Genomic DNA, 13433 nt, shown 5'->3' with positions numbered 1-13433 from the left:
GGTGCGGGCGCCGCCGCCGGGGCGGCTGACGCACCTCTCCCGATGCCCGTGCTCGGGTGGGAAGCGCGAGGTCGGCCGGGAAGGTTTACGGGGCAACCGGACAGGGAGCATCAGCCGTACGAAGAGGGGGTCCCATGGGTACCGCCGTCCACGTCCCGCAGACCCGGGACATGATCGGGGACGAGCTCTCGGGAGACGAGGCGTTCGCCGCCCTGCGCCGTTACGGGGGATGGCGGTTGCTGGCCGACTCCTTCGCCCGGTTCCGTTACGCGGACGGCTTCACCAACGCGCGGGCCCTCGCCTTCCAGGTGGTGCTGGGGCTGGTTCCCTGCACTGTGGCGCTTGTCGGACTGGCCACGTCGGTGCACACGGAGGGCGGGGGCCGCATCATCGAGCTCACGCTCGGCCGGATCGTGCCCGGCGCCAGCGCCGAGATCGTCCAGGACGCCTTCGAGGGGACGCGGCGTACCGCTCACGGTGATGTCTGGGGCACGCTGGCTCTGTGGCTCGGTCTGGGTTTCGCGCTGTTGAACCTCGCCTCGGCCATGGGCCAGATCGAGCGCGGCGCCAACCGCATCTACGGCATCGAGCGTGATCGTCCCTTTCCGCGCAAGTACGCGCGGGCGATGGTCCTCGCGGTCGCGGCCGGTCTGCCCCTCGTGCTGGGGTTCGTCGTACTCGTGGCCGGCGAGGCCGTGGGCGACGCGGTGGCCGGCTCCGCCGGCCGCCAGGGCGCCGGGCCGCGATGGTGGAGTGTGCTCGACATCCCCGCAGGGCTCGGGCTGGCCTGGGTGGCCTCCGCCGTGATCTTCCGCTGGTCACCCCGCCGTGGCCAGCCCGGTTACACGTGGCTGGCCTTCGGCTCGGCCGTGCACCTGCTGCTCTGGGTGTCGGCCACCTGGCTGCTCGCGCTCTACGTCGAGGAGAGCGGCGCCTTCGGAGCCGTGTACGGGCCGCTCACCGCCTTCATCGCCCTACTGCTGTGGGCCAACCTCACCGCCGTCGCGCTCTTCCTCGGCATCGCGTTCGCCGCCCAGCTGGAAGCGGCCCGCGCCGGCATCCGATCGGCCGTCCATCCGGATCCCGGACCAGGCGGGTGAGACCCGACGAGGGCCGAGGCAGCCGCGAGTCCGACCTCTCACGCCGTCCGTCCGTGCCTCCTGTGCCGGTGCTCGTGCGCGACCGGGTGTACCGAGGGTGCGGGCGGCTGCCCGCTGGTGAAGCATGTGAGGCCTGGGGGAGCCGGCTCCTCTTCGGGCACGAGGGCACAGCCGGCTGAGGCCCTCAGGTGTGATCGTCGCGGCGGCCGTGCTGCAAGGGCTGATGAGCGTAGTCGACCCGCCTTGAGGAGCGAGCGCGTATGCATGAAATGTGGGTTGGGGCCGCACCACTGGGTGAGCGGCCGGTGTGGCATGTACTGGCTGCGGACAAGGCGGTCACGCTGTGCGGCGTGCCACGATCCGGCAGCTTCGAGCAGGACACGACGGATCTGCATTGCCTGCCGTGCATGGCGGCCTATCAACGGCTCATGGCATCCTCCGATTCCGCCAAGTGAGCCGTACGACCCGGTGCCGGGGCTGCCCCCGGGCCTCGCGCGCTTCAGATCGAGGAGGCCGCGGGCGGGGCGGGGGCCGGCTCCGGACGGACGCAGCAGCGGAGCTCCCGCAGGCCGAGGACGCCGGCCCGGTCCTGTGCGGCGAGCTGTTCGCCCGTCTCGGGCTCTTCGGTGCAGGGCCGTGCGGTCGCCCTGGCCCGGCTCGACCGGCGCTACCACGGCAAGCGGCAGGCGTCCTGAACCAACTGCACCGCACGGACGACGAAATTCGTTGTTCAGGATCCCTATTGCAACTGATCCGGTGGCTGTAGCATGATCGATCAACCGAATCGAGAAACCAGGGTCGCAATCGCTGTCGAGAGTCCTCGACCGTGCGGACCTGCCGTGCAGCCCCGAGGACCGGTACCCATGACCGACCGGACAGGTTCCCCTGCCACCGCCCTGCGTGAGACCCGGCGCACCCGCCACCGCCGCCTGCGCGAACAGGGCAGTCTGAGCCGCGCCGATCTCGATGCCGTCCTGGCAGCGGGTTTCGTAGGCCATCTCGGCGTGGTGGTGGAGGGCGCCCCGATGGTCGTACCGACCGTCTACGGCGTCGATGGGGACACCCTGTATCTCCACGGCTCGGTCGCCAGCCGCAGCATGACCGCCTCGTCCCAGGACATGGTCTGCCTGACGGTCACCCATGTCGACGGCCTGGTCCTGGCACGCTCGGTCTTCGAGCACGGCGTCAACTACCGGAGCGCGATGCTCTACGGCGTGCCCCGGGCCGTGACCGACCCGGAGGAGAAGCTCAGCGGCCTGCGGGTGCTGACCGAGCACATCGCCCCCGGCCAGTGGGACTACGCCAGGCGGCCCAGCCGGAAGGAACTGGCCGCCACCACCCTGCTGGCACTGTCGCTCGAGGAGGCTTCGGTGAAGCTGCGCTCCGGGCCGCCGGACGACGGAGAGGGACCCGACGCCGCGCTGGGCCTCTGGGCCGGGGTGCTGCCGGTGCGGTCGGCATGGGGCGCTCTGGAGCCGGATCCCGCCCTTCCCGACGGCACGCCGGTTCCCGTCCACCTGGCCGCTTTGGCCGGGGAACGCTCCGGCCCGGCGTCCGGCTGACCTCCGAAGGAGGGCATGGCTCCTGCGGGTGGCCGCGCAGGGGTACGGCCGAGTACCCGAAGGCTCCACCACGCCCAGGGCCCGGTCCGTGTCGGAGCATGGCGCCAGATGTCCTCGTACACCGCGCCGGCGCCCCGGGCCACCGGCGGACCCCGCGAGATGTCACCGGGGAGTCGAGGTGCGGTTGCCTACGGGCAGTTGCTGCCGGTCATGAACGCGGACCCGGCCCTTCCCCGCCGCTTTGGCCTCGTACATGGCGAGATCGGCACGGTGCAGCAGTTCCTGCGAGGTGATTCCGGGCACCGCCACCGCCAGCCCGATGGAGGCCGATATCAAGGCCGTCATGCTGCCCAGTCGGTACGGCTCTGCCAGCGCGTCCAAGATCCTCCGTGCGACCTCCTCGGCGCCGGCGGGATCCGGGCTGCCCCTCCCGTGCAGAAGCGCCGCGAATTCATCGCCGCCGAGACGAGCGACCAGGCCATCAGCCGGTACGGATGCCCGAAGCCGCCTGGAGGCCTGTACGAGGATGTCGTCGCCTGCCGCGTGCCCGGCGGAGTCGTTGACCGATTTGAAGCCGTCCAGATCCACGAAGAGCACCACGGGCGGGGCGGTGTTCTCGGTCCGGTCCCGCAGCGCTTGTGTGAGGCGGTCGGAGAAGAGGATCCGGTTGGGCAGACCGGTCAACGCGTCATGGAAGGCGAGGTGTTCCAGCCGGGCCCGTTCCGCGACCCGGTCACTCGCGTCACGGCTGACGACGATCAGCCCTTCCGGATGGTGACCGATCACCGCCTCCACATGGCACCACCGGCCCGCGGCGTCCCGCACCCGCGTGACCACACGGTGGCCGGTCCCGCGACTGTTCACCTCGCCCTTGCTCCGCAGGCCACGGACCGCCCGCATCAGTCCCTCCGCATCCTCGGGGTGGCAGAGCCGTTGGAGCCGGACGCCCACCAGGTCCTCGGGCCGGTAACCCAGCGCAGGATGAACGGCCGGGCTGACATAGCGCACCTGGCCGTCCAGCGAGGCGATCGTGATCACGTCGCAGCTGTGGTCGATCAGCGTCCGGTAGTGCTCCCCGCGTTCGGTGCACTCACGGGTGAGGCGCAGATGATCCGCGTGGATGGTGCCCTGCCGGACGCACAGCGCCGCCAGCATCGAGCCCACCAGGCCCCACATCGCGGCGTCACCGCCGACTCCGAAGAGCGGGGGGACGGCGACGGCCAGCAGACACAGGACCAGGGGAACGAAGGGAGCCACCACGCCGATGACCGGGATCATCTTCCGGTCGAACCCCACCGCGCCTGCACTCCCGGGCAGCCAGGGCGACACCGCGATGAGAATCAGCCCGCTCATCCAGCACACCGTCGTGAGACAGCCGATGTCCGAGGGGAGCCGCAGGGCGCGCAGCATGTCAGCGGCGGTGACACCGGCCAGCCCCAGGACAGCCACCGTGATCGCCTTGCGCTCCGTGCGGTGCAGGCAGTACCGAAGCGCGATCAGCAGGCCCAGGACCAGCATGTCCGCCACGACGCGCGCGAGGGTGAGAAGCGATATCGACACGTCGGCGCCCTGAGCATCGCGGTAGAGCATGACCACTCGCCCCACGGTGAGCAGCGAACCCGCGATCAGCCAGCCGTCGCACAGCCGACGCAGACGGATCGGCACCGTGTCGTTGTCCGCCGCGGCCATCACCAGCGTCGCCGTGACGCCCGCAGCGATCACGACGGTCGCCAGGACCCACACCAGGGCATCGAGAAGTACGGCGGAGAGCAGCCCCCGGAAGGCGAAGCGCTCCAGCACGAGGTGGTGCACACCACCCGCGCCCATCGACACGGCGGAGGACATCAGACGAAGACGTGCTCTTCCCCCGACGGTCCGGGCGCGTATGAAGAGGGAGACGGATGCCGCCCCGTAGGCCATGGGGACCCCGATGTCCGCCGACACGGCGACGACCGCAGCAACGCTCCCGGTCACCGCGGCCGCCGACAGACCGTGTGCGGACAGGATCCCGCGCACGCTGGCGACACCCGGCCGGCCCGCGCGAACGGTGTGGTCAGCACCGTCTCGACCGGCCCACCTCTGGATCATGTGAACCCCCAGGAAGACCGAGCCCGGAACCAGACGAAGAACATCCGGTACGGCTCAAGCAGAGACAGGACGATAAGAGAACTGACTCGCGTGCTGCCTTGGCAGGGTCATATGCCACTCGAACTAGCGAAAGTTGTGGCCAGTACTTGCCAACGTTCGGGGTGCCGTGCATCAACCCGGTTGCGCATGGCAGCACTTGACGGCTCCGATCCCCACGGCCGGTCGACGGTTGCGGCGCATCACGGTTCGCCGTCACCGCGACAGTGCCGTCTCCGTCCTTCTCCGGTCACCTGTCACCGGGTGTCGAAGTCCGTTCCCCGGGAGACCCCCTCCCACGTGGCGAGTTCGGCCCGCACCGCATCCAGGTGTCCGACGAGGAAGTCCACCGCGTCACCGCCGAGGGCGAGCCGCAGCGGGGTGTTCTCGGCGTCCAGGGCCAGCCGGATGGCCGCAGCGGCCTTCGCCGGGTCGCCGGGCTGGGTGCCGTCGCCCTCCTGTACCAGCTTCCTGGTGGCGCCGACCTTCTCCGCGTACGCCGGGTGCTCCTGCGAGAAGTAGGCCGCGCCCTTGCCGAACAGATTGGTGCGGAACGCGCCGGGCTCCACGATCAGCACCTTGATGCCGAACGGCGTCACCTCGTCGGCCAGTCCCTCCGACAGTTGCTCCAGCGCCGCTTTGGTCGCGCTGTACGCGGAGAAGCCGGCGAAGGACAACTGGCCGCCGAAACTGCTGATGTTGACGATCGATCCGCTGCCTCGTTCCCGCATCTGCGGCAGCAGCGCCCGGGTCAGACGTGCCGGGCCGAACACGTGCAGCTCGAACAGGTCGCGCAGTTCCCGGTCGGTGGTCTCCTCGAACGCCCCGACCTGCGTGCGTCCGGCGTTGTTCACCAGCACGTCCACCCTGCCGTATCGGGCCAGGACGTCAGCGGCCACCGCGTCGATCCGCTCGCCGTCGGTGACGTCCAGACTGATCGCCTCCACCCGGTCGGGGTGCGCGGAGACCAGCTCAGCCAGTGTCCCGGTCCGCCGGGCCGTGCCGATCACCGTGTCACCGGCGGCGACCGCGGCCTCGGCGATGGCCCTCCCGAAGCCGCTCGTCGCCCCGGTGACCAGCCAAACCTTGCCCTTACGGGTCATCTGTCCGTCTCCCTCTCCGACTGTCGTTCGGGGCCTCCCCGCCGACAGTCCCATCCTTCGCCGCGACCGGGATCATGTCCAAGACCTGTTGTGATAGCCATGCGTTATGGATGTCCATGGGCGGGATCTGCGCTACTTCGCAGCGGTCGCGGAGGAATTGAACTTCACCCGGGCAGCCGAGCGACTGTTCATCTCCCAGCCGGCGCTGAGCAAGCAGATACGGATGCTGGAGAAGCAGCTCGGCGCGGATCTGTTCCACCGGGGCCGGCGGGCGGTGCGGTTGACCACGGTGGGTTCCGCCCTGCTGCCGTACGCCCGCGAGATGCTGGCCGTGTGGAAGGCCGCCGAGGCGGCGGTGGAGGAGGCGAAGGGCGTCGAGCGAGGCACTCTGGTGATCGGCATGTCCACCAGCCCGGGCCGCGGGCTGTTGCCTGCCCTGAGGACCCGGCTGATCTCCCGGCACCCGGAGGCGAGGCTCGTCCTGCGGCAGGTCAACTGGGCCGATCCCAGCGCCGGGCTGGCGGACGGGGCCAGCGATGTCGCCTTCGTCTGGCTGCCGCTGCCGGACGAAGACCGCTACCGATACGTGGTGGTCGCTCAGGAGCCACGTCTTGTGGCGCTGCCGCAGGATCACCCCCTGGCGGCGCGGGCCGCAGCTGATCGCGAGGGGGCGGTGGACTTCACCGATCTCCTCGACGAGCCGTTCCTCGCTCTCCCGCCCGAGGCCGGTCCCCTGCGGGACCACTGGCTGGCCTCGGACGCCCGAGGCGACCGTGCACCGCGGACGGGCGCGGTGGTGGCCAGCGCCGAGGAGACCCACGAGGCTGTCGCGAACAAGCAGGGAGTGGCGCTGCTGGCGAGCGGCAACGCCCCGCTGGTCGTCCGGGACGAGGTGATCGCCGTGCCCGTCCGGGGCCTCTCTCCGTGCCGACTCGCGGTGGCTGCCCGCCGTGACGACGAGCGGCCCTTGGTGCAGGCTTACCTGGCCGCGGCGGCGAGGCTCAAAACCGGTGCTTCGTGAATCGGGCCGACGCCGGTGACGCGCCGCGCGACCGACGCCGGCGGCACCGGAGCGGTCCCCAGAGACCACGAACCGTTCCACGTGATCGCCCGACGCCGATAGGCTCCCGCCGGCAGGGGTGCCCCGTACCCACGTCCCTGGGGACCGGGCGCCCGGCCCTGGCTGAGGAGGCCCTCCATGCTGGTACGAGCGTGCTCGTTCACCGTCGACCTCGGCGAGAACGGCTACCTCATCGGCTTCACCGACGACTACGTCTACCCCGCCGCCATGCCGTTCGGATGGCGCTGCGGACCGGCCACCGACGCAAGCGCCGTCATCCTGACCACCACCGACACCGGCCCCCTCCGTCTGACCGTCCAGGCCCACGACGCTCCGCCGGCCCCGGAGACCGGCGGCGACTGGGAGCCGGCGGAGGAGATGAGCCTGCACACCGACCTGCCCACCCTGTACCTCGCCACGCTGGAACAGGGCGACATCCTCGATGCCTGGCCACAGGACGAGGCACCCCTTGAGCTCCCGCCCTCCACGGACAGCGGCGGAGGGGTGCGCATGAGGCTGTACTGCCACACCGACGATCCCACCCCCGGCATCGGCGACCACGGCGAGCGCCACCTCGTCCAGTTCTGGCGAGCTCCCCCCACACCCCCCGTGCACCCCGAGATCACCGAGGAGGACCGGCAGGCGCGCGCCGCGTATGCGGCCGACCAGGCCTTGACCTTGGACGACTGCAACGACTGCACCGTCAGCTGACCCGGCGTGCAATGCAGCGCCGGCTCGCGAAGCCGCACGAGACGGGGACAGGGTTGTGGATGCGGGGACAGGGCTGTGGATGCGAGCGAATGCTCACATCCACCTGGAGCCCGCGCTCACATACGAGCGCACCGCCCCGAAGCCGGTTCGGCGGCCTGTTCGCCGCCCACCTGGCCGCCGCGGATGCGCGCGTCGGCGCGGTGGTCGTCAACGGAGCCCCGGCGACCCCGGCGGTCCCCGAATTCCGCACCGCCGCCGAACGCTTCGGCGTGACGGTGCCCTTCACACACGCCGAGTCCGACATCGTCCTGGCTCCGCAAGCCCTCACCGCGCCGGAGACGACGCGATGACCTTCACCTACGATGCCCTGCCGATGCGGGTGGTCTTCGGCACCGGCAGCCTGCGTCAACTGCCCGAGGAAGCAGCGCGGTGGGGACTGCGGCGGATCCTGGTGCTGTCCTCCCCGGGCCGGCGCGCGCTCGCCGAGCGGGCCGGCGCCCTGCTGGGTGAGGCGTACGCCGGACTGTTCGCCGAAGCCCGGATGCACGTACCGGCCGACCTCGCGGAAGCGGCCCGCGCAGCCGCACGCGAGGCCGGCGCGGACGGCTGTCTGGCCATCGGCGGCGGCTCCGCCATCGGCCTGGGCAAGGCGATCGCCCTGACCACCGGCCTGCCCGTGATCAGCGTGCCCACCACGTACGCGGGTTCCGAGATGACCCCCGTCTGGGGGCTCACCGACAACGGCCGCAAACACACCGGCCGCGACCGGGCCGTCCTGCCGCGCAGCGTGGTCTACGACCCCGAACTCACCCTCCGCCTGCCCGTGGACACGTCGGTGACGAGCGGCTTCAATGCCGTCGCGCACGCCGTGGAAGCCCTGTACGCGCCCGACGCTTCCCCGATCGTGTCCCTGATGGCCGAGGAAGGGGCGCGCTCGTTGGCCGCGGCCCTGCCGGTCGTCGCCGCCGACTCCGGTGACATGCAGGCCCGCACCGACGCGCTGCGCGGAGCCTGGCTGTGCGGGGCGTGCCTGGGCGCGACGACCATGTCCCTGCACCACAAGCTCTGCCACATCCTCGGCGGCACCTTCGGCCTTCCGCACGCCGCCGTGCACACGGTCCTGCTCCCGTACGTCGCCGCCTTCAACCTCCCCGCCGCACCGGCCGCCGAGCAGGCCCTGCGCCGTGCGCTGGCCACCGACGACGTACCGGGCCACCTCGCGCGAGCCGCCACCGAACTCGGCGCCCCCCGCTCACTGGCCGAACTGGGCCTCACCCAGAGCGACTTCGACGAGATCGTCGCCCAGGCGCAAGCGCGGCCCTGTGCCAACCCGCGCCCGGTGACCGCAAAAGCGCTCCGCTCGCTCCTCACGGAGGCACTGAAGGGAACCCACGCACCCTGACCCGGAGCATGACCCGCGCCGGCGGAGATCGGGACCTGCACGGTTCCGCGGCGCGTTGCGCGGCGACGCTCGCCTGTCGCCCGGGCGCGGTGCGGCTTGACGCGGGCTGCCCCCCGCTGGGCAGCCATGACTGAGCGGCCATGAGCGGGAAGTGACACGGTCGTGGACTGGCCCCTGAGCGTCTGCCCGGCGGACAGTGCCCTCATGACGTTGAAGAAAGACGCCGTCGCCTGCCACCACCTTCCGGAGGTCGGGACCCCGGACTTCAAAGCTCACGCCCACGAGCGGTACGCCGAACTCCGCGCTCAGGCTCCCCTCCACCGGGTCCGGATGCCCGACGGGTCGCCCGGCTGGCTCGTGGTGGGCTACGAACTGGCCCGCACGGCACTCGCCCATCCGTTGCTGAGCAAGGATCCGGCACCCTTCGAGGAAGAACTGCGCTCGTCCGGCCGCCACATCCTGCTGGCCGGATCCGGATTCGGCGGCAACATGCTCATGGCCGACCCGCCGCGACACACGCGTCTGCGCCGGCTGGTCTCCAGTGCGTTCACCTCCAGCGCGGTGGAGTCGCTGGCGCCCCGCGTCGAGGAACTGGCCCATCAGTACGTCGACCGCTTCGCCGCTGACGGAGAGACCGACCTCGTCACCGCGTACACCGGCCCTCTGCCGATGGCTGTGATCTGCGAGTTGCTCGGGGTCCCCGCAGAGCGCCGTGACGACCTCCAGTCGTGGACCCGCGCGGCCATGACCAACCCGTCCGACCGGCAGCGCGCGAGCCTTCTCGCCCTCAACACCTATCTGCGGCGGCTGCTCGAAGACAAGCGCCGCCGGCCCCTTGACGACCTGCTGTCGCGGCTGATCGCGGTCCGTGACGCGGACGACGGACGGTTGTCGGACACCGAACTCCTCGGCACCGCCGTCATCTTGGTCGCCGCGGGTCACGAGACCACCGTCAATCTGCTGGGGAACGCCATGGTCGCCCTGCTCGATCATCCGGAGCAGGCCCGCACGCTGCGCTCGGATCCTGAGCGGATCCCGGGCGCCGTGGAGGAGTTCCTGCGGTACGACGCGCCCGTGGAGACCAGCCCCACACGCTTCGCCACCCGGCAGTTCACGCTCGGCGGGCAGGTCATCGAGCCGGGTGACACGGTCACGGTGGCGCTGACCTCCGCGGGGCGGGACGCTCCGGTCGAGGAGCACAGTGATCCGCACCTGCTGGACGTGTCACGCAGCAACGCACGACATGTCGCCTTCGGCCACGGGATCCACTACTGCATCGGGGCACCGCTCGCCCGCCTCGAGGCGACGATCGCGCTGCGGGTCCTGCTGACCCGCCTGCCGGACCTCGCATGGATCCGGCCCGCGTACGACGTCGCCCGGCTGCCCGCCGGGATCACCCGGGGTCCCGTGCGGCTGCCCGTTCGCTTCACCCCCCGGTGACCCCCGGGCGGGGACTCCCGTCCACGGCTCATAGACGAGCCGTAGACGGGCGTAGCCGAGGATCGAGGCGGATGCGGCACACCCTCGTCCGTGACGACGGGGCACACCTACACAGGAAACGAGTCTTGAGGACGATCATGGGGGGCGGCGCGCTGTGCGCTCGACCAGCGCACACGCCCGCGACACGACGGTTGCTCGGCCGAAGCGAGGAGCAAGCAGAACTGAGGGGCCTCATCGCAGCCGCCCGCGCCGGCACCGGCGGTGCTCTCGTGCTGTACGGGGAAGCGGGCATGGGCAGGACGACGCTGCTGGACAGCGTGCACAGCGAGCACACGGCGCTGCGCGTCCTGCGCGTGGACAGCGCACAGACCGAAGCCGAGCTGTCCTTCGCCGGGCTCCAGCATCTGACGGATCCACTGCTGCGCCACTTCGGCGGTCTGCCACAGCCGCAACGTGAGGCACTGGGCGTGGCTCTGGGGCGCCGTTCGGGTCAGGCTCCCGACCCCTTGCATCTGGGGCTGGCCGTAATGGGTCTGCTGACGCCAGCCGCCGAAGAGGAACCGGTCGTCTGTCTGGTCGACGACGCGCAGTGGATGGACCGACGCTCCCTCGCCGTGCTCGCGTTCGTGGCGCGGCGTGTCACCAAGGGGCGCATCGCCCTCGTCATCACGGCTGAGGGCACCGAGCGCCTCGCGGAACTGACCGGGCTGCCGGCTCGTGCCGTCAGGCCCCTGGGCGACCGGGACGCCCGCGAGTTGCTGGACAGCACGCTCCGTGTCCCACTGGACCAGCGGGTGCGGGAACGGGTCCTGTCCGAGGCGCGCGGCAATCCGTCGGCCCTGATCCACCTCCCGCGCTGGATCGGGCCGACCGAGATGGCGGCCCGGTCGACCGCACCAGGCGTGCGGGCGCCCAAGCGACTGGAAGAAACGTTTCGGATCCGGCTGTCCCAGCTCCCACCCGACGTGAGACGGTTTCTGCTCCTCGCGGCGGCCGAACCTGACGGCGACCCCCTCCTGGTGCGCCGGGCCGCAGAGCTGATGCGCATGGGCCCTGACGTCGCAGCAATGGCGGAGACCGCCGGCATCCTCGACGTCGGCACACGGATGTGCTTCCGGCACCCCCTTCTGCGATCCCTGGTCTACGCGGCGGCCTCCGCGACCGAACGACGGCGGGCCCACGCCGCCCTGGCCGCATGTTGTGATGCCGTCCAGGACTCCGATCGCCACGCCTGGCACCGGGGCCAGGCCGCGGCCGGATTCGACGAGAAGGCGGCCGGCCGGCTCGAGGACGCCGCACGCCGGGCCGCCCGGCGCGCGGGCGTGGCGGTCGCCGGAGGGTTCTGGGAGCTGGCTGCCGCGCTCACCGCTGATCGCCGGACCAGAGCGGCACGGCTGCTTTCGGCAGCGCGGGCGAAGCGCGAGACCGGGGCGTTCCAGGAAGCCCTCACCATCCTGGCCTCCCTGCGACATGAGCCGATGCCCGACCCCGATCGTGCCCGAGTGGTCGTGATGCATGCACGCTCCGTCTATGCCGTCCGGCGCAACGACGAGGCGGTCGAGTCACTGCTCGATGCAGCACACCAGGTGGCGGGTCACGACCCCGCGGCAGGTCGGCGCCTTCTGCTGGACGCGTTCGGGGCCATGTCCTTCGCCGGGCGGTACATCTCGCCGGATCGACTGCGTGACATCGTTGCCCAGACCCGACGACTGGGCCGGGCCGTCGACCCGGACGAGCCGGTGGCGGCACTGCTGGAGGCGCTGATCGCCTCCTGCACGAACAGCCCCGACGCCGTGCCGTTGATGGCGCGGGCGGTCAGGACCTGCCGGGGCGACTCCGGTACCGGGCTGCTGGAGGACCCGGGCGCGGTGCAGCTCGTCTGCAGTGCGGCCCTGCACACGTGGGACGCGGAAGCCTGGCTGCACCTGGTGGACCGGCAGGTGCGCGGTGCACGCACGACCGGAGACCTCGCCGCTCTGCCCATCGCCCTGAACAACCTGGCCATGGCGGACATACACGCCGGGCGCCTGGACGAAGCGGCGGAACATGTGGCACAGGCTCACGGCATCACCGAAGCCAACGGGACGGCACCACTGCGTTACGCCGACCTCGCCCTCGCGGCGTGGCAGGGCGACGAGCCGAGGACGGCTTCGCTCGCCGACCGCGCGACACGGGAAGCCGCAGATCGCCGTGAAGGACGGCTGCACACGGCCACGGAGTACGCCCTTGCCGTCCTGCACAACGCGGCGGGCAGACCAGAGGCCGCTCTGGCGGCCATGGGGGAACTGCGGGAGGGCGCCGGTGCGGGGTACGGGGGTCTCCTGGCGGCGGAGCGGGTCGAGGCCGCCGCGGCCTGCGGTCTCACCGCCTCGGCGCAGTCCGCGTGCGACATGCTCAGGGACGACGCACGGGCATGTGACACTCCCTGGGCGAAGGGGATGTCCCTGAGAGCGCGGGCGCTGGTCGAACCCGGGCCGGCCGCGGAGGCACTGTTCCGGCGGGCCACCGAAGAACTGATCGAAGCCGGAGCGGTCCTGCAGACGGCCCGGACCCAACTGCTGTGGGGAGAATGGCTGCTGACCACCGGGCGGCGGACCCAGGCACGCGCACCGCTGCGCCGCGCGTGGACGGAGTTCACGACGGCGGGCGCGCACGCCTTACGGCTGAGAGCCGCCGCGAAACTCCAAGCGGCCGGCGAGCGCACGGTGCGGCCGACGAGCGGGGTCCAGACGCTGACGGCCCGGGAACTGCGGGTCGCGCGGATGGTGGCGCGGGGCGAGACGTCCCGGGAGGTCGGCGCGGCCCTTTTCGTCAGTCCCCGCACGGTGGACGCCCATGTACGCAGCATCCTGCGCAAGCTCGAGGTCCCCTCACGCCGCCACCTGCGCCATGTCGAGGGGCTGAGCCCCACCGACCGGACCGGGGCCTGAG

General features: G+C 71.3%; 11 protein-coding genes. 9 read left to right on the top strand and 2 right to left on the bottom strand.

What is annotated here, in order from left to right; translation table 11 throughout:
* The first annotated feature begins 134 nt into the window (after nucleotides 1-134).
* From ACFY30_RS27125 to ACFY30_RS27115, 3 genes are all read left to right on the top strand, one after another.
* The gene (locus ACFY30_RS27125; protein WP_390847747.1) at nucleotides 135-1100 is read left to right on the top strand and encodes a YihY/virulence factor BrkB family protein; all 966 of its coding nucleotides are present in this window, start codon (nucleotides 135-137) and stop codon (nucleotides 1098-1100) included.
* Nucleotides 1101-1360: 260 nt separating this feature from the next.
* The gene (locus ACFY30_RS27120; protein ID WP_390847746.1) at nucleotides 1361-1555 is read left to right on the top strand and encodes a hypothetical protein; all 195 of its coding nucleotides are present in this window, start codon (nucleotides 1361-1363) and stop codon (nucleotides 1553-1555) included.
* Between the two features lie 408 nt (nucleotides 1556-1963).
* Nucleotides 1964-2662 (top strand): pyridoxamine 5'-phosphate oxidase family protein, encoded by a 699-nt coding sequence (locus ACFY30_RS27115; RefSeq protein WP_390847745.1) that lies wholly within the window; start codon nucleotides 1964-1966, stop codon nucleotides 2660-2662.
* 162 nt (nucleotides 2663-2824) lie between these two features.
* Here ACFY30_RS27115 and ACFY30_RS27110 read toward each other — a convergent pair whose 3' ends face one another.
* Both ACFY30_RS27110 and ACFY30_RS27105 read right to left on the bottom strand, forming a co-directional pair.
* Nucleotides 2825-4507 (bottom strand): diguanylate cyclase domain-containing protein, encoded by a 1683-nt coding sequence (locus tag ACFY30_RS27110; RefSeq protein WP_390847744.1) that lies wholly within the window; start codon nucleotides 4505-4507, stop codon nucleotides 2825-2827.
* Nucleotides 4508-5043: 536 nt separating this feature from the next.
* A complete protein-coding gene (locus tag ACFY30_RS27105) occupies nucleotides 5044-5889 on the bottom strand; it encodes an oxidoreductase (protein ID WP_390847743.1) in 846 nt (281 codons plus the stop codon).
* A 106-nt stretch (nucleotides 5890-5995) separates the two neighbouring features.
* Here ACFY30_RS27105 and ACFY30_RS27100 point away from each other — a divergent pair, with 106 nt between their 5' ends.
* The 6 genes from ACFY30_RS27100 (at nucleotide 5996) to ACFY30_RS27075 (ending at nucleotide 13432) form a co-directional block, all read left to right on the top strand.
* Complete coding sequence (locus tag ACFY30_RS27100) at nucleotides 5996-6910, top strand: LysR substrate-binding domain-containing protein (RefSeq protein WP_390847742.1); 915 nt, start codon at nucleotides 5996-5998, stop codon at nucleotides 6908-6910.
* 177 nt (nucleotides 6911-7087) lie between these two features.
* Complete coding sequence (locus tag ACFY30_RS27095) at nucleotides 7088-7660, top strand: hypothetical protein (protein WP_390847741.1); 573 nt, start codon at nucleotides 7088-7090, stop codon at nucleotides 7658-7660.
* A gap of 89 nt (nucleotides 7661-7749) precedes the next feature.
* On the top strand, nucleotides 7750-8010 hold the full coding sequence (locus ACFY30_RS27090; RefSeq protein WP_390847740.1) for a hypothetical protein: 261 nt from the start codon (nucleotides 7750-7752) through the stop codon (nucleotides 8008-8010).
* Nucleotides 8007-9062, top strand: a complete 1056-nt coding sequence (locus ACFY30_RS27085; RefSeq protein ID WP_390847739.1) for a maleylacetate reductase — start codon at nucleotides 8007-8009, stop codon at nucleotides 9060-9062. The genes ACFY30_RS27090 and ACFY30_RS27085 overlap by 4 nt, the downstream gene beginning before the upstream one ends.
* A gap of 204 nt (nucleotides 9063-9266) precedes the next feature.
* Nucleotides 9267-10502, top strand: a complete 1236-nt coding sequence (locus tag ACFY30_RS27080) for a cytochrome P450 (protein ID WP_390847738.1) — start codon at nucleotides 9267-9269, stop codon at nucleotides 10500-10502.
* Nucleotides 10412-13432 carry an AAA family ATPase gene (locus tag ACFY30_RS27075; RefSeq protein WP_390847737.1) on the top strand — a complete coding sequence of 1007 codons (3021 nt, stop codon included), beginning with the start codon at nucleotides 10412-10414 and terminating at the stop codon, nucleotides 13430-13432. Before ACFY30_RS27080 ends, ACFY30_RS27075 begins: the two co-directional genes overlap by 91 nt.
* The last annotated feature ends 1 nt before the right edge of the window (nucleotide 13433 follow it).

Source organism: Streptomyces sp. NPDC000345 (assembly GCF_042898825.1).
Lineage (GTDB): Bacteria > Actinomycetota > Actinomycetes > Streptomycetales > Streptomycetaceae > Streptomyces.
Note: the sequence above shows the minus strand (reverse complement) of the source record. Positions and strands in the feature narration are given on the sequence as shown.